At 47.2% G+C, this 22,759-nt stretch carries 21 protein-coding genes and 8 tRNA genes; 26 read left to right on the top strand and 3 right to left on the bottom strand.

Annotated features, from left to right (window positions below):
• Nucleotides 1-4 precede the first annotated feature (4 nt).
• The 8 genes from BP95_RS0103450 to BP95_RS0103415 all read left to right on the top strand — a co-directional run bounded on the left by BP95_RS0103450 (nt 5) and on the right by BP95_RS0103415 (nt 6,143).
• Nucleotides 5-80: transfer RNA gene (locus BP95_RS0103450), tRNA-Met, on the top strand.
• A 5-nt stretch (nt 81-85) separates the two neighbouring features.
• Nucleotides 86-162, top strand: a tRNA-Asp gene (locus BP95_RS0103445).
• 33 nt (nt 163-195) lie between these two features.
• Nucleotides 196-270, top strand: a tRNA-Glu gene (locus BP95_RS0103440).
• A 14-nt stretch (nt 271-284) separates the two neighbouring features.
• A tRNA-Lys gene (locus tag BP95_RS0103435) sits at nt 285-360 on the top strand.
• A 248-nt stretch (nt 361-608) separates the two neighbouring features.
• A complete protein-coding gene (locus BP95_RS0103430) occupies nt 609-1,730 on the top strand; it encodes an ROK family protein (protein ID WP_021257051.1) in 1,122 nt (373 codons plus the stop codon).
• A 252-nt stretch (nt 1,731-1,982) separates the two neighbouring features.
• Nucleotides 1,983-3,095, top strand: coding sequence for an MDR/zinc-dependent alcohol dehydrogenase-like family protein (locus BP95_RS0103425; RefSeq protein ID WP_021257049.1), 1,113 nt, complete (start codon nt 1,983-1,985; stop codon nt 3,093-3,095).
• 16 nt (nt 3,096-3,111) lie between these two features.
• Nucleotides 3,112-4,797, top strand: a complete 1,686-nt coding sequence (locus tag BP95_RS0103420; RefSeq protein WP_028531410.1) for a ribulokinase — start codon at nt 3,112-3,114, stop codon at nt 4,795-4,797.
• A 65-nt stretch (nt 4,798-4,862) separates the two neighbouring features.
• The gene (locus BP95_RS0103415; RefSeq protein WP_021257047.1) at nt 4,863-6,143 is read left to right on the top strand and encodes an MFS transporter; all 1,281 of its coding nucleotides are present in this window, start codon (nt 4,863-4,865) and stop codon (nt 6,141-6,143) included.
• A 60-nt stretch (nt 6,144-6,203) separates the two neighbouring features.
• On the opposite strand, the gene BP95_RS0103410 is transcribed toward BP95_RS0103415, so the two are convergent.
• Nucleotides 6,204-7,070: an AraC family transcriptional regulator gene (locus tag BP95_RS0103410; RefSeq protein ID WP_028531409.1), complete on the bottom strand. Its 867-nt coding sequence runs from the start codon at nt 7,068-7,070 to the stop codon at nt 6,204-6,206.
• Between the two features lie 163 nt (nt 7,071-7,233).
• Here BP95_RS0103410 and BP95_RS0103405 point away from each other — a divergent pair, with 163 nt between their 5' ends.
• The 17 genes from BP95_RS0103405 to yajC all read left to right on the top strand — a co-directional run bounded on the left by BP95_RS0103405 (nt 7,234) and on the right by yajC (nt 19,721).
• Nucleotides 7,234-8,253 carry an asparaginase gene (locus BP95_RS0103405; protein WP_021257045.1) on the top strand — a complete coding sequence of 340 codons (1,020 nt, stop codon included), beginning with the start codon at nt 7,234-7,236 and terminating at the stop codon, nt 8,251-8,253.
• A 213-nt stretch (nt 8,254-8,466) separates the two neighbouring features.
• Nucleotides 8,467-8,541 (top strand) — tRNA-Gly (locus BP95_RS0103400).
• Nucleotides 8,542-8,547: 6 nt separating this feature from the next.
• Nucleotides 8,548-8,624: transfer RNA gene (locus BP95_RS0103395), tRNA-Arg, on the top strand.
• A gap of 26 nt (nt 8,625-8,650) precedes the next feature.
• A tRNA-Leu gene (locus BP95_RS0103390) sits at nt 8,651-8,733 on the top strand.
• Nucleotides 8,734-8,739: 6 nt separating this feature from the next.
• Nucleotides 8,740-8,816: transfer RNA gene (locus tag BP95_RS0103385), tRNA-Pro, on the top strand.
• A gap of 190 nt (nt 8,817-9,006) precedes the next feature.
• Nucleotides 9,007-9,531, top strand: coding sequence for an RNA polymerase sigma factor SigY (gene sigY, locus BP95_RS0103380; RefSeq protein WP_021257044.1), 525 nt, complete (start codon nt 9,007-9,009; stop codon nt 9,529-9,531).
• Nucleotides 9,524-9,925 carry a YxlC family protein gene (locus BP95_RS0103375; protein ID WP_021257043.1) on the top strand — a complete coding sequence of 134 codons (402 nt, stop codon included), beginning with the start codon at nt 9,524-9,526 and terminating at the stop codon, nt 9,923-9,925. Before sigY ends, BP95_RS0103375 begins: the two co-directional genes overlap by 8 nt.
• Nucleotides 9,918-10,124: a hypothetical protein gene (locus tag BP95_RS0103370; RefSeq protein WP_021257042.1), complete on the top strand. Its 207-nt coding sequence runs from the start codon at nt 9,918-9,920 to the stop codon at nt 10,122-10,124. Before BP95_RS0103375 ends, BP95_RS0103370 begins: the two co-directional genes overlap by 8 nt.
• A 363-nt stretch (nt 10,125-10,487) precedes the next feature.
• Nucleotides 10,488-11,228, top strand: a complete 741-nt coding sequence (locus tag BP95_RS0103365; protein WP_021257041.1) for a BofC C-terminal domain-containing protein — start codon at nt 10,488-10,490, stop codon at nt 11,226-11,228.
• Between the two features lie 170 nt (nt 11,229-11,398).
• Nucleotides 11,399-12,574: a cation:proton antiporter gene (locus BP95_RS0103360; RefSeq protein ID WP_036666520.1), complete on the top strand. Its 1,176-nt coding sequence runs from the start codon at nt 11,399-11,401 to the stop codon at nt 12,572-12,574.
• A gap of 135 nt (nt 12,575-12,709) precedes the next feature.
• On the top strand, nt 12,710-13,213 hold the full coding sequence (ruvC, locus tag BP95_RS0103355) for a crossover junction endodeoxyribonuclease RuvC (RefSeq protein WP_028531407.1): 504 nt from the start codon (nt 12,710-12,712) through the stop codon (nt 13,211-13,213).
• Nucleotides 13,210-13,836, top strand: coding sequence for a Holliday junction branch migration protein RuvA (gene ruvA / locus BP95_RS0103350; RefSeq protein WP_021257038.1), 627 nt, complete (start codon nt 13,210-13,212; stop codon nt 13,834-13,836). The genes ruvC and ruvA overlap by 4 nt, the downstream gene beginning before the upstream one ends.
• A gap of 14 nt (nt 13,837-13,850) precedes the next feature.
• The gene (gene ruvB / locus BP95_RS0103345) at nt 13,851-14,861 is read left to right on the top strand and encodes a Holliday junction branch migration DNA helicase RuvB (RefSeq protein ID WP_021257037.1); all 1,011 of its coding nucleotides are present in this window, start codon (nt 13,851-13,853) and stop codon (nt 14,859-14,861) included.
• Between the two features lie 62 nt (nt 14,862-14,923).
• Nucleotides 14,924-17,089 (top strand): SpoIID/LytB domain-containing protein, encoded by a 2,166-nt coding sequence (locus BP95_RS0103340; protein ID WP_028531406.1) that lies wholly within the window; start codon nt 14,924-14,926, stop codon nt 17,087-17,089.
• 12 nt (nt 17,090-17,101) lie between these two features.
• A complete protein-coding gene (gene queA / locus BP95_RS0103335; RefSeq protein ID WP_028531405.1) occupies nt 17,102-18,148 on the top strand; it encodes a tRNA preQ1(34) S-adenosylmethionine ribosyltransferase-isomerase QueA in 1,047 nt (348 codons plus the stop codon).
• Nucleotides 18,149-18,168: 20 nt separating this feature from the next.
• Nucleotides 18,169-19,305, top strand: a complete 1,137-nt coding sequence (gene tgt / locus BP95_RS0103330; protein ID WP_021257034.1) for a tRNA guanosine(34) transglycosylase Tgt — start codon at nt 18,169-18,171, stop codon at nt 19,303-19,305.
• Nucleotides 19,306-19,406: 101 nt separating this feature from the next.
• On the top strand, nt 19,407-19,721 hold the full coding sequence (gene yajC, locus BP95_RS0103325) for a preprotein translocase subunit YajC (protein WP_021257033.1): 315 nt from the start codon (nt 19,407-19,409) through the stop codon (nt 19,719-19,721).
• 105 nt (nt 19,722-19,826) lie between these two features.
• Here the strand turns inward: yajC and BP95_RS0103320 are convergent, their stop codons facing one another.
• Both BP95_RS0103320 and BP95_RS0103315 read right to left on the bottom strand, forming a co-directional pair.
• Nucleotides 19,827-20,687, bottom strand: a complete 861-nt coding sequence (locus tag BP95_RS0103320) for a phosphatase PAP2 family protein (RefSeq protein ID WP_021257032.1) — start codon at nt 20,685-20,687, stop codon at nt 19,827-19,829.
• Between the two features lie 109 nt (nt 20,688-20,796).
• A complete protein-coding gene (locus tag BP95_RS0103315; protein ID WP_021257031.1) occupies nt 20,797-21,195 on the bottom strand; it encodes a TIGR04086 family membrane protein in 399 nt (132 codons plus the stop codon).
• 174 nt (nt 21,196-21,369) lie between these two features.
• Between BP95_RS0103315 and BP95_RS0103310 the strand changes: the two genes are divergently transcribed.
• Nucleotides 21,370-22,683, top strand: coding sequence for an ArsB/NhaD family transporter (locus BP95_RS0103310; RefSeq protein ID WP_021257030.1), 1,314 nt, complete (start codon nt 21,370-21,372; stop codon nt 22,681-22,683).
• Nucleotides 22,684-22,759 lie beyond the last annotated feature (76 nt).

Genomic DNA, 22,759 nt, shown 5'->3' with positions numbered 1-22,759 from the left:
ATATCGCGGGGTGGAGCAGTTGGTAGCTCGTCGGGCTCATAACCCGAAGGTCGCAGGTTCAAGTCCTGCCCCCGCAACCAAATATGGAGCTGTGGTGTAGAGGCCTAACATGCCTGCCTGTCACGCAGGAGACCGCGGGTTCGAATCCCGTCAGCTCCGCCATTTTTCTTCTTGAGAAATGATCAAATTGAATAAGGCCCGTTGGTCAAGGGGTTAAGACACCTCCCTTTCACGGAGGTAACAGGGGTTCGAATCCCCTACGGGTCACCATTTCTCTCTTATGAGAGCCATTAGCTCAGTTGGTAGAGCACCTGACTTTTAATCAGGGTGTCGAAGGTTCGAGTCCTTCATGGCTCACCAGTTTGTGCAATTTTCAGCCTGATGCGGAAGCGTCGGGCTTTTTTTGTCGTTGTTTGGACAAGGAGAGCTGATTCAAGAGAGCGTAAGATGCACTGAGTACGCAATCTTTGATATAAAGATGCTAATTTGTACTCCCCCTAGAATAGGATAAGGGCATGCTCTATTGATGTTTTATTCGAAAGACATTATGATTAAAGGAATAGATAACTAACTCCTTTTATAAAAGGGTTTCAATAAGGTGGGACGTTATGGTGGTAGACAAAACCGTTAATATTAAGGAATTCAATCGAAATCGAATATATATGCTGCTGCGGCAAGAAAAAAACTTATCTAAGCAGGATATTGTGCAGCATTTGCAGATTAGCTTACCAACTATTACGCAGAATTTAAATTATTTGCTGCAGGAGAAGCTGATTGCGAATACGGGGACCATTGGTAATACCGGAGGACGCAATGCACAGGTCTATTCTTATATCAGCGATGCCAAAATCGCTATTGGCTTAGATATTACGCGGAACCATGTCACAACTGTGGTTGTTGATTTAAATGGGGATATTATTCATATAAACAGAAGAAGACAAAAGTTTGAAACCTCGGATCCTTATTTTCAGCTATTGGGAAATATCATTCAGGAGGATATAAAAGAACTGGATATTGACGATTCGAAAATATTAGGTGTCGGCATCGGGGTGCCGGGATTGATTACGGAAGACCACCAGACTGTCTTTTACGGGAAGATCCTGAATTTCACCGGAGAGACGCTGCAGCGCTTCACCAAGTACATACCGTATCCGGCCATTCTTGTGAATGATGCGAATGCGGCTGGGTTCTCGGAAATATGGGCAACGCCGGACACGAAAAATGCTTTTTATATTTCTCTTAGCAATAATATTGGTGGAGCCGTTTATATTGGAAATAAAGTGTTTGCCGGAGAGAATCAAAAGAGTGGGGAAATCGGGCATATTACGATCATTCCAGACGGTCTCCCTTGTTATTGCGGTCAAAAGGGCTGCCTTGAGGCATATTGTTCAGCTTCTTTATTAGCAGATACAGCTGATGGGAGTTTGGGGCGTTTTTTTGAGGAGGTACAAGGTGGCAACCGTGAGAAGCTGATCGTTTGGGACAACTATTTGCGCCATCTTTCGATCGCCATTAATAATATTCGCATGCTGTTCGACTGTGACATTATCCTTGGCGGTTACGTAGGGGCTTATATGGAGAATTATATCGATACGTTGAAGAAGCTGGTGGCCAGCCGCAATACGTTCGAAGATCATGCAGATTATGTGCGGATTTGCAGTTATAAAACGGAGGCTATTGCGGCTGGGGCTGCTCTGCCCTTCATCGATCAGTTCATTAATCAAATATAAGAAGATACCAAGCTTATAACAATCGCATGGAGTCGGTTTAAAGGAGCCCAGTTCCTTTACCTGCTTCATGCGTTTTTTTATCTTTCAATCGGCTGAACAAGCAGGAAATGCTTCGCATCTTGTGCTGCAAAATAATACTTATTTTTTAAATTGCATATTGACAAGAAGGACGAGAGGGAATATCCTTGCATTAAGTAGTTTTATAAAACACTTTAACAAAAGCAATTTACTTATTGGGGAGGCGGATGCATAATGAATCAACAACAATCTACCAGCTTAAAAGCCACGACAGGGAACGTACCAGCAACTATGAAAGCGCTTGTAGCGTATGGGAAGCATGATTACCGCTTTGAAGCCAACTATCCTACGCCTGAATGTGGGCCAGACGATATGATCATTAAAACGGAAGCATGCGGCATTTGCGCAGGAGACTTGAAGTGCATGCATGGCGCAGCAATGTTCTGGGGCGACGAGACACAGCCAGAATGGGTGAAGCCTCCGTTTATTCCGGGGCATGAATTTTTAGGAACAATCGTAGAAATTGGCGAAAATGTAACCGATTTCAAAATTGGGGATCGAGTAACTGCGGATCAGATCGTTCCTTGCCAAGAATGCAGATTTTGCAAAAGAGGGGAGTACTGGATGTGCCAGCCCCATAACATATTCGGTTTCCAAGGCTCGAACAACGGGGGAATGGCGGAATATGTTCGATACCCGAAAACGGCGGTTGTCCATAAGGTGCCTGGACAGATGGAATTGGAGTCCGCGTTGCTGATTGAGCCCTACGCTTGCTCGAAGCATGCCGTGGATCGGGCGCAAATCGGATGCGAGGACGTCGTCGTTATCTCTGGGGCGGGGCCTCTCGGTTTAGGAATGATCACATATGCGAGAATGAAAAATCCAAAAAAATTGATTGTGCTGGATTTGGTTGAGAACCGTTTGGAAAAGGCGAAGGAATTTGGCGCGGATATCGTCCTCAATCCGAAAGAGACGGATGTGGTTCAAACGATTTTGGATATGACGGAGGGTTACGGTTGCGACATCTACATCGAAGCTACAGGTCATCCTTCGAGCGTAACGCAAGGATTGAGCATGATTCGCAAGCTTGGACGCTTCGTAGAATTCAGCGTGTTCGGGGAGCCGACTACCGTGGATTGGTCCATCATCGGCGACCGCAAGGAGCTGGATGTATTGGGATCTCACTTGAGCCCGTATTGTTACCCATTCGTCATTGAAAATGTTGCAAACGGCAATCTGAAAACGAACGGCATTGTGACTCGCAAGTTCCCGATTGAGCAATGGGAAGAAGCCTTTGAATATGCGTCTGGTAAGCATGGTGACTTCAAGGTAGCGATTACGTTCTAAAAAGGGTGAATGCTAAATGGAGAAATATGTAGTTGGAATTGATTATGGCACATTAAGTGCCCGTACGATACTTGTTAACGTATCCACTGGAGAGATAAGTGCATCTGCAGAGATGAACTATCCTCACGGCGTAATGGATCAGGTGCTGCCGGACGGCGTAACGAAGCTGGGGCCGGATTGGGCTTTGCAGCATCCGCAGGACTATTTACAATGCACCACTGCAACGCTGGCAAAGGTTCTGGAAACGAGCGGCATTGATACACGGCAGATTATTGGCGTCGGCACCGATTTTACGGAATGTACGATGCTTCCCGTAAAGGCGGATGGAACGCCCCTGTGCATGCTGGATGCATACAAGAATAATCCGCATGCGTATGTGAAGCTGTGGAAGCACCATGCGGCAGCAGAGGAAGCCAACCGACTGAATGATATAGCCCGTATGCGGGGCGAGGAATTTTTGGACTTCTACGGTGGGAAAATTTCTTCAGAATGGATGTTTCCAAAAATATGGCAAATTCTTAATGAAACACCCGAAATATATGAAGCCGCTGATCGGTTCATGGAGCTTGCCGATTGGATTACACTACAGCTAACTGGCACAGAAACACGAAATAGCTGCACAGCTGGATATAAGGCCATATGGCACAAGCAAAATGGATTTCCATCAAATTCATTTTTGAAAGCGCTCGATCCAAAGCTGGAACACGTCGTTGACGAGAAAATGTCGAGAACCATTTATCCGGTCGGCACCAGAGCAGGATCAATTACAGAAGAGAGCGCAAAATGGACGGGGCTGGCTGCAGGGACAGCGGTATCCGTAGGAATAGGCGATGCCCATTGCGCCGTAATCGGCTGCGGGATTACGACTCCCGATATTTTATTGATGGTGATGGGGACATCCGGCTGCGACATGCTGGTCAGTGAAACGGCAGTGAAGGTGCCGGGCATTAGCGGCATTTGCGAGGACGGCATTTTGCCTGGGTTCTACGGCTATGAGGCAGGGCAATCCTGCATGGGAGACCATTTCTCATGGTTCGCGAATCACTGTGTGCCAGAGCGCCTAGGGCAAGAGGCCAGAGCTGCGAACAAGCATGTGCTGCAGCTTCTCAATGAGAAGGCAGAGAAGATTAAGCCCGGCGCCAGCGGCTTGATTGCGCTGGATTGGTGGAATGGAAACCGTTCCGTTCTGGTGGATGCGGATCTGACAGGATCAATGTTCGGCATGACGACGGCTACGACAGCCGAAGAAATGTACAAAGCATTGGTTGAAGCAGTTGCATTCGGGAAGCGGATGATTATTGAGAACTTTGTACAGCACGGAGTTCCGATTGCCAAAATCATGGCTACAGGCGGGATTGCGGAAAAAAGCCCATTCATTATGCAGACCTTCGCGGACATCATCGGCATGCCGATTCACGTCGCGGCAACTCAGCAAGGAACAGCGATGGGGGCCGCCATGCTCGGAGCCGTAGCGGCAGGCAGTACTAATGGAGGATACGACTCCATTCAGCAGGCTGGGAAAGCAATGGGTGGAGGCATTAAGAAAACGTATGAGCCACAAGGTAAGCACCGGGTCATTTATAATCGACTCTATGCCCAGTATGTGCGGCTGCATGATTATTTTGGTCGCAATGAACAGAGTCCGATTAAACAATTGAAAGCGATTAAATTGGAAGTGATGGGTGGAGAGAGTTCAAATTAACATCTTTATAGAATAGCTGCATTACGGACAGTAGAAGAAGGAATAGATCATCTAGGAAAGAAGTGATGCACTTGAAAGACAAACATATTTTGGACAAAATAGGTATTCCTTCATCTCTAGCTTGGGGCTATCTCGGCATTCTGATCTTTATGATGGGGGATGGTCTGGAGCAGGGATGGTTAAGCCCATATCTGGTTGAACAGGGACTCACCGTACAGCAATCCGGCATTTTATTTACGGTATACGGGGTTACGATTGCATTGTCTTCTTTCCTGTCCGGATTATTCGTTGACGCGATTGGACCTAAAAAAGCAATGTTAACCGGGTTAATCCTATACATTCTCGGTTCCGTAGGCTTTATTGGTTTAGGAATTACCCAGCTTTCATTTGCAACGATGCTGCCGACGTATGCGTTTAAGGGTCTCGGCTATCCTTTGTTTGCATACTCTTTCCTCGTCTGGATCGCTTATCAGACACCTCAGAAGAAGCTGGGAACGGCTGTCGGCTGGTTCTGGTTCGTGTTCACTGGGGGCATGAACGTACTCGGCGCATACTATTCCACCTGGGCATTGAAGCACTTGGGGCATATCAATACACTATGGAGTGCAATCGTATGGGTACTGCTTGGGGCATTGTTCGCACTGGTCATCAATTCCGGCGGCAAGCTGGATAAGTCCAAGGCAGAACAGCATGACAACAAAGTAAAAGAGCTTGCCAAAGGATTGGCAATTGTCAAAAAGGAACCGAAAATCGTATTGGTCGGCTTAGTTCGCATCATCAATACGGCTGCACAATTCGGCTTCCCCATATATATGCCGCTATACATGGAGAGTCAAGGCATTAGCATTTCGTCCTGGCTGCATTTATGGGCTATGATTTTTATCGGAAACATCGCGTTCAACCTGCTGTTTGGCATTGTGGGCGATAAGCTTGGCTGGAGAAATACGGTAATGTGGTTTGGATGTGCAGGCTCGGCCTTCTTTACGATTTTACTCTTTTACGTTCCTCAACTTGCGGCAGGCAATGTATGGCTTGTGCAAATTGTCGGGATTTTGTGGGGCGGATGTCTGGCAGGCTTCGTGCCATTGTCTGCGATAGCCCCGTCTTTGGTAAAGGAAGAAAAGGGTGCAGCGATGTCAATCTTGAACCTGGGCGCGGGATTGAGCGCATTCGTTGGTCCAGCTCTTGTTGCTTTATTTATTGGAAGCCTCGGTTACGCCGGCATTACGTGGCTATTCGCTGGGCTATTTGCAGCAGCAGGCGTTATGATGATTTTTGTCACGCTCCCTGCTGAGGACAAAAGAACGAAGGACGCGAGTGCACACACCGAAATTGTAAGCGCTTAATAAGGTTATCTAAAAAAGCAGCTCTTCTCCACTTGGTAGAGGGCTGCTTTTATCATAATGCTAGCGATCAATTTTCTGATAGCTATTGTTTGTTCGGTATAAGGTAGGACTGATTCCATACACGTAGGTAAACTGATTTGAGAAGTAATGGATTGAATCGTAGCCCAACATTAGCGCGATTTCCGTAATTGATTGGCGGCTTTCCATCAACAGAACGGCCGCCTTTTTCATGCGAGCCTGCAGCAAATACGCTTTAGGCGATGCTCCTGTCTCTTGCTTGAAAAGCCGATAAAATTGGGACTTTTCCAGCCCGCATTCGCTGCACCAGTAATCAACCGAATGCCGCTGCTCGGGATGTTCGTCCATTCGCTCCAAGATTCGAGCTATGCGATAATCCGTAGGATTGGGCAATCTGCTTGCATCGTACCATTGAATCAGCCAGGAGTACAAACTAGCTGATGCAGCCTGCTTCGTATAGCAGCCGCGCCGATTATATGCGGTAAGCACATGCTTCATCAACTCAATGAAGTAAGGATAAGGGCGAAGCGAAGTGCAGGTCGGCAATGATTCCAGTTCTGTGCAAGGGTTATGTGCGGTTAACCACCTCGGATCGAATTCATCCCATTCATAAGCAAAGGTAGGCTGGTTCGGCGGAGGAGCCTCCCATAGATCGCAGTAGATATTGCATGCATTCATCGTTTCATTTGGTGCATGCTCGAAGGAATGCCATTGTCCAGGGCGGACAAAGATGAGCGTGCCGTTCGAGACCGCATATCGCTGTTCATCTATCGTCATGTGCCCATGGCCGTCCAAGAATAAGTGGAATGCATAGCTGTATCCTCTGCGCAGCTGTTCTTCACGCGTTCCGCGATAATTATACATATGCGCTGCACGGATGTATGGCCTTATATCCGCAATGGTCATCATGCCTATCCCTCCGGTTCGTTAGCGGAAATTTTTATAACTGACAGGAACTTGTTATAAATACGAGCAGCTAGGAACATGATACTATGTTTGCAGAGTTATGTCATGATAGGGGAAGTCTTGAAATGAGAATGATGACAGCATGTGTTGGCGAGGAGGAACAATAATGGTTAATTTGGGCAAGGTGTTAGTAGAGGAATCACGAGGCGGTTGGTTGGAATGTGCATATACAGGACATATTGTAGGTGTTAACGAACAAGCTGAGACACTATTCCATGTTGGCGACCCCGACTATGTAAGCTTTATGCGCTCATCTTCGAAGCCGGTGCAGGCACTCCCTGCTTTGTTAGCAGGTGTGCCGGAGCATTACGGATTAAGTGAGGAAGAGATCGTCTTAATGACTGCATCTCATCGTGCACAGCAGTTCCATGTACAAGCACTGGAATCGTTCATGAAGAAGACGGGGATCACTGAGGATCAATTCGTATGCAAGCCTACCTATCCACTGAATGGCGCTGCGAGGGACGAGCGGATTGCCAACGGGCAGCCACCGCGCTCCTTATATCACAACTGCTCGGGCAAGCACTTAGGTGTTCTGGCATTATGCAAAATGATGGGGTGGCCAACCGATAACTATGCAGAACCGGAGCATCCCGTTCAGCAGCAGGTGCTGCGTTTGATGTCTCATCTTGCTGATGTGCCTGCCCGGCAAATTAAATTAGGAACGGATGGCTGCGGGTTCCCGGTATATGCGATTCCAATTCGCAATATAGCCCTCTTATATTTGAGATTGGCTTGTCCAGATTTAATTGCAGATGAGGAAGTGCGCAGAGCGATTACACGCTTGACGGGCCTGATGAACAAACATCCATTCTATGTATCCGGAACGGAGCTTATTTGTCCAACACTGCTGCAGGATCCGAATATCGTAGCGAAAGGCGGAGCCAAAGGTATCTATTGCTTCGGCTTGCGCGAGCAGAGAATAGGGATTGCCTTCAAAGTGATGGACGGATCGGAAGATCAATGGCCGATCATTGCTGCTGACATTTTAGAGCAGATTCAATACCCGACGACTGCAACCATCGAACGCTTAAAAAAGCTGAGCCCTGCAGAGACGAAAAACGACAATGCGAGGGTAGTAGGAATTCGCAAGCCTGCTTTTACACTTGAGTGGGTTAGATCATAAGAAACTAAGAACATACTATTAGAACCTGCTTGTATGAGCTGAAATATGGCTTGGCAAGCAGGTTTTTTGACAAGAAAAAAATACCACCAAGAAATCTTTAAAAAAGATTTGCAATTCAATTATCAGTCTGATATATTATTACTTGTCCTTGTTGAACGGCAACGACGACAACGAAGCAAATGAAGTTGTACAGATTGGTTAATACAATAATATGCGGACATAGCTCAGTGGTAGAGTATCGCCTTGCCAAGGCGAGGGTCGCGAGTTCGAATCTCGTTGTCCGCTCCAGAATATGCGCCCTTAGCTCAGCTGGATAGAGCGTTTGACTACGAATCAAAAGGCCGGGAGTTCGAATCTCTCAGGGCGCGCCACTTAATTTCATAATGGATACTACTAAGCCGGTGTGGCGGAATTGGCAGACGCGCGCGACTCAAAATCGTGAGGGAAACCGTGGAGGTTCGAGTCCTCTCACCGGCACCATCCATTCGGGACGTAGCTCAGCTTGGTAGAGCACCTGGTTTGGGACCAGGGGGTCGCATGTTCAAATCGTGTCGTCCCGACCATTATCAAAAACCGTCGGTTATAACCGACGGTTTTTGCTATTCTAATCCTTCTTTTTTCCACCCTTCCTTCCTAAATGATTATTTCAACTTTTTTAATAATTCCCTTGAACGATTCCTAACGATAGTTCGTAATATAGTTGCTTTGCGCAAAGCTCGTTGCGTTATGATATTAAGGAAAGGAGGCGAATACATGTCTGAGCAGCATCGGATAGAGCGAGCAGTCAGAGGAGACATGGATGAACTTGCTGTGCTGCTGCATGAGAATTACTCCTTTCTATATAAATATGCCTTGAAATTAACGATGAGCTCTTCGAATGCTGAAGATTTGGTTCAAGACACGATGGTGCGGTGTATGGAGAAGATTCATACGTACAATGGGAGTTCACGATTCTCGTCATGGCTCATTACGATTGCGACACGCCTGTTTTATGACAAGATGCGCCGCAAGAAAGTGGAGAGCAAATGGCGGGAGCAGGAACAAGCTGTACGTCAGCTGCGCTATCAAATGGAATCAAGCAATATGGAGTGGTCGGCGGCGCTGGAGCTTCTTAGTGAGCTGTCCTACGAACAGAGGACTCCAATTGTGTTGAAATATTATTATGGATATCAGGTTAATGAAATTGCAGAAATGTTGAACGTTCAGGCAGGTACGATAAAGTCACGCATGCACTATGGCTTGGAGAAGCTGCGGAAGGAGTGGAAGCAAGATGAGTGAGAAGCAAGATAACAAGAAAGGACATGTAGATTCTCTACATCAAGTACCGATGTCCAATCATGCTACACGTCCGGAACAGGACTCGGTGTGGGAGGAGAGACTGCATCCTCACTGGGAACACTTAGATGAATGGAGTGATCGCCATTCTCCGCATCCGAGTGCTGCCCACATCCAGCAGGTATTGCTTCAGGCGAAGAAGAGGAACCGTAAAAGGCTGTGGAAAGAACTGCTTGTCTTATGGAGTGCTGCATTGCTGCTAGTTGGCGGCGGGTGCAGTCTTGCCCAAGCGAATTGGTATATCTATGTCTGGATGCAGCTCATTTCCCTGTGTGGCGCAGTTCTTATCTGGGCAATTTGTATCCATCCGAGCAACGGGAGTGAGCAGAATGAATAATGGTACTGAGAATGTCCCTTGGTGGGTCTGGGTTCTAATTGGAATCATTCTGCTCATTCAAGGAACTTGGTTGTTTCTGGATGCTCGCAGGCGGAATAAGTACCCATGGTTCTGGGGGATCTGGGGATTCACGGGAACCCCTCTCCCGCTGCTTGTCTATATATGCTTTGTTATTCGGCCGTGGAGAAAATTGAAATGAAGGAACAGACAGATTAATTGTATAACTTCCCCTTTATCTGGGCCACACTATAAGAAAAGCCTCCAAGTATATAAGTGCGTGTTCAAAAAGACCGGTTTTCAGCACCGAGAAGATTGGATGAAGCTAGGGCCTGAGGAGCGGAATGTACGTTTTGGGTACATGAGCACCGGAAGGTCCGGCTGAATTCAAGATTCGATGCCGAGTCCACTTCATGATTTACTTCGTGATCAAAAGCGGACTTTTTGAACAACCTCTATAAGTGATGATTCTGGCGGCTTTTTCTTGTGAGCAAAGCAAGATGATTCTGGCATCGTGGAATCAAATGCTTTACTCAAATAAACAAGCAGTTAGAGGGGATTACTTATGGCTCGAGAACACCGTACCGTCTCTAGGTTCTATTTTCGAGTGAAGCAATGGAAGAAGCGTCTTCGGCGCTTCCGCAAGCCGATATGGTCTTTGGCTGCAATTGTGTTGTTCGTAGCGGTAGTTGCCATTGGGATACAGTTGTCTGATCGTGTGCGCAATATGCTGGCGGACTATGATAAGCCATCTTCGATTGAGACCTTCGCCTTGTGGAAGGATAATGAGTCTAAGCTTAATGAATCAGCCCAGATTGTGATCGCGCAGTTGGTTCAGCAGGATGAACAGCGTGAAGTTATTGCTCGCAAGCAATATATATGCGGAAAAAATGATGAAGTGTTGGGTGCAAAGCCAACACGTGACATTATTCAGCTCGTGCTCAACCATCCAGACTGGTCGGTATCCATGGATGCAAACGGACGGGTGATCCTGGAGGAACAAGTTGAAGAGTTGTCAGGTACATGCAAGGATAAGGCGCATATTAGTCTCGATAAGGATGGTAATCTGACGTTGTATGACGGTCCACCTGAAGGTGGAAAGGTGATACGTACATTTTTCCAATTGGATGTAGAGTCCATGGAGAGTTCGCTTCCTCCGAAGGTAATGAAGCAGTTATATCAAGGGATTCGCATTACAGATGTCGATGCTTATCATAGTGTGCTGTCTACGTTTAGCGATTATGCGATCGAAGAGACGAAGAAAGTCATGAAACCAACCCACTCGAATGAACGTATTACAAAATAGAGGCAGTAACAAGTAGGACGCCGTAACCGACGTCCTTCTTTTTTGTATATTCTCGGGTTTAGGTCATGAAATGTAACATAAAGAAAAATGGTATGGATTGCCCTTAGCCACCTACAAAAAAAATGTCGGTTTGCGGTCATAATAATTGTACAGCGGAAAGGGGAATGCCAATGGAACTTATTCTCATGTTGCTCATCATTTTGGCTTCGACAAAGATCGCAGGTGATCTCACTGTACGATTGGGTCAACCAGCCGTACTTGGTAAACTCATTGTGGGGATAATTATCGGACCAGCTATGCTCGGATGGGTTTCAGACGGTGAACTAATTAAGGAAATGGCGGAAGTTGGCGTCATTTTGCTTATGTTCATTGCTGGTCTGGAGACAGATTTGGATGAATTGAAGAAGAATTGGAAGGCGGCGTTCGCAGTAGCAATCGGCGGGGTCATTCTTCCGTTTATCGGTGGATATAGTGGTGGTCTATTGTTCGGATTAGATTCGAACCAATCCATGTTTGTTGGTTTGCTGCTCTGCGCTACATCGGTAAGTATTTCGGTACAGACACTGAAGGATCTAGGACAGCTTAGCACTAGGGAAGGTACGACCATACTTGGTGCAGCCGTCGTGGATGACATCCTTGTTGTCATACTTCTTGCCTTCATGCTCAGCTTGCTCGGTGCAGGCGGTGGCGCTTCAATCGGACTTATTATCGGGAAGAAAGTTCTTTTCTTCGTAGTAGCAATACTAGCAGGTATTTATATAGTGCCTCGAGTGATGAAGTGGCTTGCACCGCTTCGCGTTACCGAAGCTGTTATTAGTGCGGCGCTTATTATTTGTTTTGCCTTTTCTTACTTTGCAGACTATTTGGGCGTTGCAGGCATTATCGGTGCATTCGCTGCCGGGATTGCCATCTCGCAGACGAAGTTCAAGCATGAGGTAGAACATCGCCTTGAGCCAATTGCTTACGGTATCTTCGTACCAATCTTCTTCGTAAGTGTTGGGATTAATGTCAACTTCGAAGGCCTCGGGGAGTATGTATGGTTTATTGTACTGTTTACCGTTATTGCAATTGTAACGAAGCTGTTCGGCTGTGGATTGGGAGCTCGACTGACTGGATTTGATCGCAAGAGTGCGATCGGGATCGGCTCCGGAATGGTATCCCGCGGTGAGGTTGCACTTATTATTGCAACGACGGGTCTTGAAGGCGCCTTGTTCGATAAAGTGTATTTCACACCATTCGTTATTGTCATCATTATGACGACATTGGTGACGCCTCCGATGTTGAAGATAGCATTCCGTCATTCTACAACTGAGACAGCGGCGAATCAAGTATCAGCTGGGAAGTAATCGGCCGTAATTAGGCTGTTTTCCCTGCAAACATCATAGGAATGACTCATTCTCTTCTTCACGATCTATGTTATAATGGAGTGAACACATATGTTCGCTTACTGGTACATGGATGCGGTGAGGGAGAGATTTTTTTTGCGTATTTTGGGGATTGACCCAGGGATTGCGATTGCAGGATTTGGGTTTGTAGATAAACAAGGAAGTCGGATTGTACCTGTACAATATGGCTGTATTCAGACAGAACCTTCGACAGTGCCGGAGATGCGGCTGCTGCAGGTGTATGAAGCTACGGAGCAGCTGCTAGACAAGTATAAACCAGATTCTATGGGAATAGAGAAATTGTTCTTCAATCGAAATGTCACGAATGCGTTTGCTGTTGGACAAGCACGCGGTGTTATCATTCTAGCAGCTGCCAAGCGCGGCATACCGATTGCAGAATATACGCCCATGCAGGTGAAGCAGGCTGTTGTTGGTTATGGGAAGGCAGAGAAGAAGCAGGTTCAAGAGATGGTGAAGCTGTTCTTGAAGCTGAAGGAGATACCGAAGCCCGATGATGTTGCTGATGCTCTTGCGGTGGCGATATGCCATGCGCATTCGAGTGGGCTTAATGACAAATTGAATGGAGTATGGCGATCATGATCGATTTTTTGCGTGGACAGGTTGCTCATTTAGAAACCGAATATATCGTCTTGGATGTTCAAGGCGTTGGGTACCGTGTCTTTACTCCGAATCCCTATGCTTTTGCAAAGCAGGAAGGGGCAGTCACCGTATATATTCATTATCATGTGCGTGAGGATGCAACATTGCTCTTTGGATTCAGCTCGCGAGAGGAGCAGAAGCTATTCCGCAGGCTGATCGATGTGAACGGAGTAGGGCCGAAGGTAGCGCTTGGCATTCTAGCAGGCTGTGGCAAGCCGGAAGCAGTTGTAACTGCCATTCAGCAAGAGAATATTGTGTTCTTAACGAAGCTGCCGGGTATCGGCAAGAAGACGGCTCAGCGTATCATTCTGGACCTGAAGGATAAGCTGGACGGTATCGGACTGGATATCCATCCGGACGCCTTGTTCATGAATGTCACAGTAGCAGACGATGACAGTGTGGACGGCAATGTATGGTCAGAGGCTAGAGAAGCACTCAAAGCATTGGGATATACAGAGACAGAACTTGATCGTGTATGGAATGACTTGCAACATCGCATTCATGCGGATGAAAGTGTAGATTCTTTAATGAAGAAGGCGCTGCAGGCGTTGTTTAAAGGATAAGAAAGGCGGTTAAGATGGAAGAGCACGAACGCATCATATCAGCCAATTGCATGATGGAGGATCAGGCAGTCGAGTTAAGCCTAAGACCGCGTTATTTGTCCGAGTATATCGGTCAGTCGCAGGTGAAGGATAATTTGAAGGTTTTCATTGAAGCTGCTAAGCTCCGCAAGGAAGCGCTTGACCATGTCCTGCTGTATGGACCTCCTGGTCTTGGAAAGACGACCTTATCTAACATTATTGCCAATGAGCTTGGCGTAAATATTCGTACGACTTCGGGGCCGGCGATTGAGAGACCGGGCGATCTCGCGGCATTGCTAACGAACTTGCAGGAAGGGGATGTCCTCTTCATAGACGAGATTCATAGACTGCATCGGACTGTAGAAGAAGTATTGTATCCGGCTATGGAGGACTTTGCACTCGATATTATTATCGGGAAGGGGCCGAGCGCCAGATCCGTGCGTTTGGATCTGCCGAAGTTCACTTTGATCGGTGCCACAACTAGAGCGGGATTACTCTCGGCTCCACTTCGTGATCGCTTCGGCGTCGTGAGCCGCTTGGAGTTCTACAATAAGGATGAATTGAGCTATATCGTGTCGCGTGCCGCGGACATATTGGAAGTCCAAATTGTGGGAGAAGCAGCGGATGAGATTGCTGTTCGCTCAAGAGGGACACCGCGGATTGCTAACCGATTATTGAAGCGGGTGAGAGATTTCGCACAAGTACGTGGTGATGGCATCATTACCGCAGCCATTGCGAAGGAATCGCTGCGCCTTATTCAGGTTGATCCACTTGGCCTTGATCAAATTGACCACAAAATGCTGCGCACGATGATTACGAATTTCCGTGGAGGCCCAGTAGGGCTGGATACAATTGCGGCAACGATTGGCGAAGAGAGCCAGACCATCGAGGATGTATACGAGCCGTATTTGCTGCAAATTGGTTTTCTTCAGCGGACACCTCGGGGGAGAATGGTTACCCCTCAAGCCTATACTCATTTAGGATTGCCTATACCGGAACAAAATTAAGTAAAACGCGTACAAATTGGCGTATGCAGAGGAGACGTGACAGAAGAAAGGAATGGGGAAACTTGAATAACAACAGGAACGTTATCCGATCCGTTGCAAGTGTGCTTACGGGGGCTCTTCTGCTATGTGGAGCTCCGTATGCTCTTATGCAGCCAGCTAACGTCGCGTATGCGGCAGCAAGTAACGATGCAAGACCTGAGCAAGCTGCTCTTGAGAATCATATCCGAGTGGCTTTGTTCGCTAATTTGAGCAAAGGATCACCTGGGCAAACATCGCTCCTGTCTCTGGCCTCCACAGCATCGCTGCAATTGGAAGCACGAATTGGAGCGAGTTCCAAAGGCAGCGTTGATGTGGATGGTGGACAAGCTCGCTTTAGTGCGGATGATTATAAAGTGAAATTACTCGAAACCGATGATTTAACTGAGGCGCAATCGGTTATGAAGAAGGCACAGTCTTCAGGGCCAGCATATATTACCCAGATTCCAAGACGTGGAACGACATTCTTCGCTGTCTATGCCGGCAGCTATACAACCAGCAAATCTGCCTCCCAAGCTATGGACAAGATGCGTGGAATGACGGTGAATGGATATGAACCATCCGTCGTTGGCCCCCATTATGTGCAAGCTGGCACATATGGCTCCCAAGACGAGGCTAAAAATGTACAACAATCCTTGCTGGATGCAGATCTTGATGCTTATGTGGTGACATTGGCAACGGATAGTGGAGTGCGGACAGCGGTCTGGGCAGGTCAAGCTGCTTCGGATGCACAGCTTAGCGGGATACAAACTGTAGTCGCATCGAAGGGATATGCGGCGGGCGCTGCACAAGCCCAAGGTGCTGCTGTACATAGCATGGAATCGACGGGCAACGCGCTTACTCCTCATTATCGCATATACGGCAGTGCAAAGTGGATTGTGAAGCCGAAAACGACGACGACGATTAAGGTAAGTGAACGAAGCGGAAGAGCGTACCGCGGCGTGATGGAGGTTAGTCTATATAAGGACAAGCTGGCACTGGTTAATCAAGTGCCGCTTGAAGAATATTTGATATCGGTCGTTGGTGGAGAGGTCTATTCCAGCTGGCCGATGGATGCATTGAAAGCGCAGGCGGTAGCCGCTCGCACATTTGCGCTGTATCAAGGAAACAAATTCGAGATTGCTAATGTGGTAGATACAACATTAAGCCAAGCCTACTTCGGTGTGGAGAAAGAGCATCCTGACATTAAGAGAGCCGTGGAAGAGACGGCTGGAGAAGTGCTGATGCAGAATGGCAAGCTAATCGAGGCCATTTTCAATTCCAATGCAGGCGGCAAGACGGCTGATCCGATGGAAGTCTGGGGCGGCTCTTACGATTACTTCCAAGTTGTCGATAGTCCAGACGATGTCGCAGCGGCAGGTTCCAAATCATGGTATCGCGTATCCTTGCCAGATGGTAAGACAGGATATGTTCGTGAGGATGTAGTGAGTCTTTCCGGGCAGACGGCAACCGTTCTTGAAAATGGTACGAATGTACGCCCAACACCGGCTATTCAGACAGACGTTCAACCTGTAGGGAAGGTCGATAAGGGTACAAAGTTAACTGTGCTTGAAACGATTAAAGAAAATAATGAAATGAATTGGGTACGAGGCCCTTATACAGCGGAGCAGATTACCAGCTGGCTGAAGGATCGGACAGAGACGACATTAAGCGGAACGATTAAGACTCTAGCGGTTACGGAAAGAGGTCCATCTGGACGTGCTGTTAAGATCGAAGCTAATGGCAAGCCTGTCGCGGTTAGTTATCCAGACAACTTCCGTTATGCATTTGGCGGTCTGCCGAGTACATTGTTCGATATCGTTCCTGGCGGATCAGGTGTGGTGTCTGATGTTCTCAGCAATGGAAGCGGGACAGGCACATCCTCGATTTCTATCGTTGGGGCAGATGGCAAATTACAATCCGTTAAAGATACCTCACAGCTTCGTGTTGTCAGCGGCAGCAGCAAGACAAGCGGGAAGCTCCCAAGCAGCATGGTAGCTGTAAATGGGAAAGGTACGACAAGCAAAGTGTCGCCTACCAAGGAAGAGCAGAAGCCAGTCGTAGAAGCGACATCGTTCTTGTTTGTTGGCAAAGGTAATGGGCACGGAATCGGAATGTCACAATGGGGTGCCAAGGGATTAGCCGATCAAGGGTATGACTATAAAGCGATTTTGCAATACTATTACAAAAATGTAGAGCTAGTGAAGCGTTAGGACGGATAGCAGATGAATGTGGACTTATATGATTTTCATTTACCAGAGCATTTGATTGCGCAGACACCGTTGGCAGTACGGACTGCATCTCGATTATTAACGTTGAATCGCCAGACTGGTGAAGTGGAGCACCATGCATTCCCTGAAATCATAAATTATTTACAGCCAGGCGATTTATTGGTACTGAACGACACTCGGGTTATCCCTGCCCGGTTGTTCGGAGTTAAGGAAGATACGGGCGCTAAGGTGGAAGTTCTCTTGCTCAAGCAGGAAGAAAATGATTGCTGGGAAGCGCTCGTGAAGCCAGGGAAGAAAGTCAAGCTGGGAACGGTTGTAGTGTTCGGTGATAAGTTGAAAGCGGAAGTGTTGGAAGAGCGTGAGATGGGGGCGAGATTGCTACGCTTCACATATGAGGGCATTTTCAATGAAATATTGGATGAGCTTGGGCAAATGCCCCTTCCTCCATATATTAAAGAACAACTGGATGATCGTGAACGTTATCAGACCGTGTATGCGAAGCACGAGGGATCTGCTGCTGCACCTACGGCAGGATTGCACTTTACGAAAGAACTCCTAGCGGAAGTGGAGAATAAGGGAGCTCGAATTGCGTATGTTACCCTTCATGTGGGATTGGGCACGTTCCGACCAATGTCTTCTGATACGATTGAAGAGCATGTCATGCATTCGGAATATTATGAAGTGAGTGCAGAGACGGCACGAACAATTAATGAAACGAAAGAGCAAGGCGGCCGTATAGTTGCAGTAGGAACTACATCAGCAAGAACATTAGAAACGGTTGCAGGGAGATTTGTAGGAAAGGCGATTGAGCCGTGTTCGGGCTGGACAGACATTTTTATCTATCCAGGATATGAATTCAAGCTTGTGAACTCGCTACTAACGAACTTTCACCTCCCGAAATCGACATTAGTGATGCTTGTCAGCGCACTGGCTGGCCGTGAACATATTATGGCTGCCTATCAGGAAGCAATTGAGCAGGAATATCGCTTCTTCAGCTTTGGCGACGCCATGTTCATTTATGATAATGCAACGGAAACCTAATACAAGGATGAGATACAATTATGGCAGCAGTTACTTACGAATTAATTAAGACATGCAAGCAGACGGGAGCGCGGCTTGGCAAGGTTCATACCCCACACGGCTCCTTCGAAACACCAATTTTCATGCCTGTTGGGACATTGGCAACGGTAAAGACGATGAGCCCAGAAGAGTTGAAAGAGATGGAAGCCAAGATTATTTTGAGCAATACGTATCATCTTTTCCTTCGTCCAGGGCATGAAATCATTCGCGAAGCTGGCGGGCTTCATAAGTTTATGAATTGGGATCGGGCTATTTTGACGGATAGCGGCGGGTTCCAGGTATTTAGTCTTAGCGATATGCGTAAGATTGAAGAAGAAGGGGTTCACTTCCGTTCCCACTTGAATGGGGACAAGCTCTTCTTGTCTCCAGAGAAGGCTATGGAGATTCAGAATGCGCTAGGCTCTGATATTATGATGGCATTCGATGAATGTCCTCCATATCCGGCTGAACCTCAATATATCAAGCCATCGCTTGAGCGTACAACTCGTTGGGCGGAACGTTGTTTGGAGAGCCATGCTAGACCACACGATCAAGCACTGTTCGCAATTATCCAAGGTGGCATGTATGAAGACCTTCGCCGCCAGAGTGCGAAGGATTTGACTTCGATGGATTTCCCGGGGTATGCTATTGGAGGACTTAGTGTAGGAGAACCGAAACACTTGATGTATGAGGTGTTGGATTACACTACTCCGTTGCTTCCGGCTAATAAGCCCCGCTATTTGATGGGGGTTGGATCACCGGATGCTTTGATCGAGGGAGCTATGCGCGGGGTGGACATGTTCGACTGCGTACTTCCTACTCGCATCGCCCGCAATGGTACGACTATGACAAGCCAAGGCCGTCTTGTTGTACGGAATGCGAAGTATGCTCGTGACTTCGGGCCGCTTGATCCGAAGTGCGATTGCTACACATGCCGCAACTACTCGCGTGCGTATTTGCGCCATCTCATTAAGGCAGATGAGACATTTGGTCTTCGCTTGACGACTTATCATAACTTGTATTTCCTGGTGAACTTAATGAGTCAAGTACGCGAGGCGATCCGTGAAGATCGACTGCGCGATTTCAGAGACGAATTCTTTGAAGCTTATGGAATGGACCGCAACGAGAGCGGGTTCTAACAGTAGACATGCTGCCTGCTGAATCGTTCACATTCGTGGATGCTTCAGCTCGTTCGGCAGTCTATACATAATTATTTCATTATTGAAAGGGGGATACATACATGTTGATAGCAGGAGCAGAGGCAGGAGGAACTGGTGGGTTTCTTCAAATGTTGTTGCCGTTCGTCTTGATGTTTGCAGTATTTTACTTCTTGTTAATCCGTCCTCAGCAGAAGAAGCAGAAGCAGCGGAACTCAATGCTTGGTGCATTGAAAAAGGGAGACAAGATCGTAACGATTGGCGGTCTTCATGGCAGCATCATGGAAATTACGGACGACACAGTCGTGTTGCGTGTAAATGACGTTACAAAAATGACATTCGATCGCAGTGCAATTAGTCAAGTTGTATCTGTAGATGAATCTTCAAGCGCATCCTAAGATGCCAAGCATAGGAGAAGGGGCTCACCGTTGCATGAGATGCAATTGGCGAGCCCCTTCTTTCGTTGCATCATGCGCCGTATGCCGAAGGGAGTAGGAGCATGATTAGCTTATGTCGTTGGAATTGGTATAAGACTTGCTGAATGTCTTTTGCCGATCTGGCAGCAAGCTGAGCTTGGGTTGAACACCAGCAAGCTTCAAGCCCACCCATGATGCAACCATAGCAAGTACAGTTCCAGCCAGCATATCGGTTAACCAGTGAATGCCAAGGTAGAAGATCGAGAACACAATAATAATTGCACTTGCTGCCGTAAAGATGGCCCATCTTCGATTGCCAGACTGTGAAGCGAGCAGAGCGACCGTTACAGAGATCGACGTATGCAAGCTTGGGAAGCAATTATCGATACCAGAGAATGCGCGATATTGCTCCTCGAAGTTCGGGAACACCTCCAGCATGCGGAAGCTGACCCCAGCTGGTGCATACGACCATACCTCATTAACTGGGAAAAATAAATAGAATGGGATAGCTACGATGTAGTTAATCATAATGGCATAGCATACAGCGTGCGCCATACGGATATTCCCGTTTGTTGTATAAATCCCGAGTGAGGCTACGATAAGTGCTTGAAAGACAACAATATAGAAAAAGGAAACAAATTGCGTTAATAACGGATGATTGAAAATCTGCTGTACACTGTATACGAATTGCCCTTCAAGTTGATGAATATTGGAAGTGAAATCCCAATTAATCTGCAGCATTTTTTCGAGCGTAAGCTCCATGCCGTTGACCATGAGAATAAGCACCATCGCAATGAGAGCAATAAGAAAAGAACGTGATGTCCACAGTGATCGTAGAAATGCTCCAGCGACAGCTAGCGGCTGTCTGCGTGAACCGAACCAGACGAGCACAATGACGGTTACGATGGTCCACAGCGTGACAGTCTGCATGGATTGAAATAGAACCACGAGAATCCCCCTAATGTAATGTCACATTGCCGTTTTGTAAACTCCAATAGTATAACACAATTGGGTGGGGATTACATGATGCGATCATTCGAACTCAAGGCTTCCCTCCTTACTGGCCGGACTTGCTCATATTTACACCGATAATACCCCCAATTGCACTGACAGCGAACGCTGCTACTGTTTGGACGAGTTTTTGTACGCTTACCCCTGCATCCATTGCCAAAAAACCAATCAGCATGACGAGCAGCACGTAGAAGATTCCTGTCATTCCTCCATAGTACCAGCCCTTTTTGCCGCTTCTTCTGCCAGAAGTCCATCCACCGATAAAAAGAGCGATACAATGGATAATATAAATATAGCCTTTCATTTCGTCCTCACTAGTTGAGCTTGAATATAGCAAGACTGACAAGGCGAGTGCACCGAGAGCCATCCAAACGAAGGCATAGACGATTCCCGCCACTAGCGGGTGGCCTAATTTCCAGCGCGTTACATTCTGAATCGCATTCATCTTACACGCTCCTCCCATCATTTCTATGATTAGTATTCATCGTATGGGCAAGCTATCCAATTTAGTACAAGGCATAGACGAAAAAAAAAGACAGCGTTATAATGTGTGAACAAAAGGTCAGTAAAGAAGAAAGTTGCAATCAGAGCCTTATAAGGTAGAGAGGGATGGAGTCTTGTGGGACATACTGTAGCAAATTGGCAAGTGACCGCGGCGGTCATTGTGTTTTTAATCACGTATGCCATCATTATTTCGGAGAAGATTAACCGAGCCGTTATTGCGCTCTTAGGCGCAGTTGCGATGCTCGTCCTGCAGATTGTAGATGTACATATGGCATTTACAACCTATATCGAGTGGAATACGCTGTTCCTGCTCGTTGGTATGATGATTCTGGTGGGGATTACGAACAAGAGCGGGATCTTCTCATACGCTGCTGTCAAGGCAGCACAGCGGGCGAAGGGACATCCGAAGCGCATCATGCTCATTATGTTCCTGCTCACAGCGGTAGGATCTGCATTTTTGGATAATGTAACGACGGTGCTGCTCATGGTGCCGATTACGTTTTCCATTACACGTATGTTGAAAATCAACCCAGTGCCATTTCTGATCGCGGAGGTTATCGCATCGAATGTAGGGGGAACAGCAACCCTAATAGGCGATCCGCCGAATATTATGATTGGATCTGCCAATAAGCATCTGACTTTCAATATGTTTTTGACGCATCTGGCTCCAATTGTGTTTGTCATCGCAATCGTCATAATCGGCTGCTTGCTGTTCATCTACCGCAAACAGCTGCATGTGTCGGACGAGCAGCGGCAAGCATTGATGGAGCTGTCGGCAGCTTCGTACATTACAGACGCTAAGCTTGTAAAGAAGTCCCTTACTGTGCTTATTTTTACGATTCTTGGCTTCGCACTCCATTCAGTCATTCACGTTGAGGCAGCGGTTGTCGCAATGGCAGGAGCAACAATCTTGATGCTCATCGGATTGAAAAATGAGGAGGAGCTTGAAGAGGCGCTCCATCAAGTCGAATGGGTTACGATTCTTTTCTTTATCGGATTGTTCATCCTTGTTGGCGGTTTGATTCAAGTAGGTGTCATCAATCGTCTTGCAGAACTTACGCTCGGACTTACGAACGGTGATATGACCAAGACTTCGATGCTCGTCCTCTGGGTATCCGGTATTGCGTCGGCTACGATTGACAACATCCCGTTCGTCGCGACAATGATTCCTCTCTTGCAGGATATCGGGACGCAGATGGGGATTACAGATCCGAACCAATTGAATCCACTCTGGTGGTCACTTGCGCTTGGTGCATGTCTTGGCGGAAACGGGACACTGATAGGTGCATCTGCCAACGTCATTGTGGCGGGTATGGCCCAGCGTGAGGGTCATGGTTTTAGCTATATGGACTTTTTGAAAATAGGTGCGCCTATTACGATTATCTCGCTTTTGATTTCAACAGGATACATTTTGCTGTTCATCCTATAATTACAATTGTCCATTTGTAAGATACAGGATGGGAACAATTCAATAATAATGAAGCAGTATGCTTCACGATCACGAC

Origin of the sequence: Paenibacillus sp. UNC217MF (genome assembly GCF_000686865.1) — a bacterium.
GTDB lineage: Bacteria > Bacillota > Bacilli > Paenibacillales > Paenibacillaceae > Paenibacillus_B > Paenibacillus_B suaedae.
This window is presented reverse-complemented; position numbering and strand designations above follow the sequence as displayed.

Excerpts from the sequence above, each read along its gene's own strand:
- BP95_RS0103430 (WP_021257051.1), top strand. The coding sequence starts at position 609 with ATGGTGGTAGACAAAACCGTTAATATTAAGGAATTCAATCGAAATCGA.
- BP95_RS0103425 (WP_021257049.1), top strand. The coding sequence starts at position 1,983 with ATGAATCAACAACAATCTACCAGCTTAAAAGCCACGACAGGGAACGTA.
- BP95_RS0103420 (WP_028531410.1), top strand. The coding sequence starts at position 3,112 with ATGGAGAAATATGTAGTTGGAATTGATTATGGCACATTAAGTGCCCGT.
- BP95_RS0103415 (WP_021257047.1), top strand. The coding sequence starts at position 4,863 with ATGCACTTGAAAGACAAACATATTTTGGACAAAATAGGTATTCCTTCA.
- BP95_RS0103410 (WP_028531409.1), bottom strand. The coding sequence starts at position 7,070 with ATGATGACCATTGCGGATATAAGGCCATACATCCGTGCAGCGCATATG.
- BP95_RS0103405 (WP_021257045.1), top strand. The coding sequence starts at position 7,234 with ATGGTTAATTTGGGCAAGGTGTTAGTAGAGGAATCACGAGGCGGTTGG.
- sigY (WP_021257044.1), top strand. The coding sequence starts at position 9,007 with ATGTCTGAGCAGCATCGGATAGAGCGAGCAGTCAGAGGAGACATGGAT.
- BP95_RS0103375 (WP_021257043.1), top strand. The coding sequence starts at position 9,524 with ATGAGTGAGAAGCAAGATAACAAGAAAGGACATGTAGATTCTCTACAT.
- BP95_RS0103370 (WP_021257042.1), top strand. The coding sequence starts at position 9,918 with ATGAATAATGGTACTGAGAATGTCCCTTGGTGGGTCTGGGTTCTAATT.
- BP95_RS0103365 (WP_021257041.1), top strand. The coding sequence starts at position 10,488 with ATGGCTCGAGAACACCGTACCGTCTCTAGGTTCTATTTTCGAGTGAAG.
- BP95_RS0103360 (WP_036666520.1), top strand. The coding sequence starts at position 11,399 with ATGGAACTTATTCTCATGTTGCTCATCATTTTGGCTTCGACAAAGATC.
- ruvA (WP_021257038.1), top strand. The coding sequence starts at position 13,210 with ATGATCGATTTTTTGCGTGGACAGGTTGCTCATTTAGAAACCGAATAT.
- ruvB (WP_021257037.1), top strand. The coding sequence starts at position 13,851 with ATGGAAGAGCACGAACGCATCATATCAGCCAATTGCATGATGGAGGAT.
- queA (WP_028531405.1), top strand. The coding sequence starts at position 17,102 with ATGAATGTGGACTTATATGATTTTCATTTACCAGAGCATTTGATTGCG.
- tgt (WP_021257034.1), top strand. The coding sequence starts at position 18,169 with ATGGCAGCAGTTACTTACGAATTAATTAAGACATGCAAGCAGACGGGA.
- yajC (WP_021257033.1), top strand. The coding sequence starts at position 19,407 with ATGTTGATAGCAGGAGCAGAGGCAGGAGGAACTGGTGGGTTTCTTCAA.
- BP95_RS0103315 (WP_021257031.1), bottom strand. The coding sequence starts at position 21,195 with ATGAATGCGATTCAGAATGTAACGCGCTGGAAATTAGGCCACCCGCTA.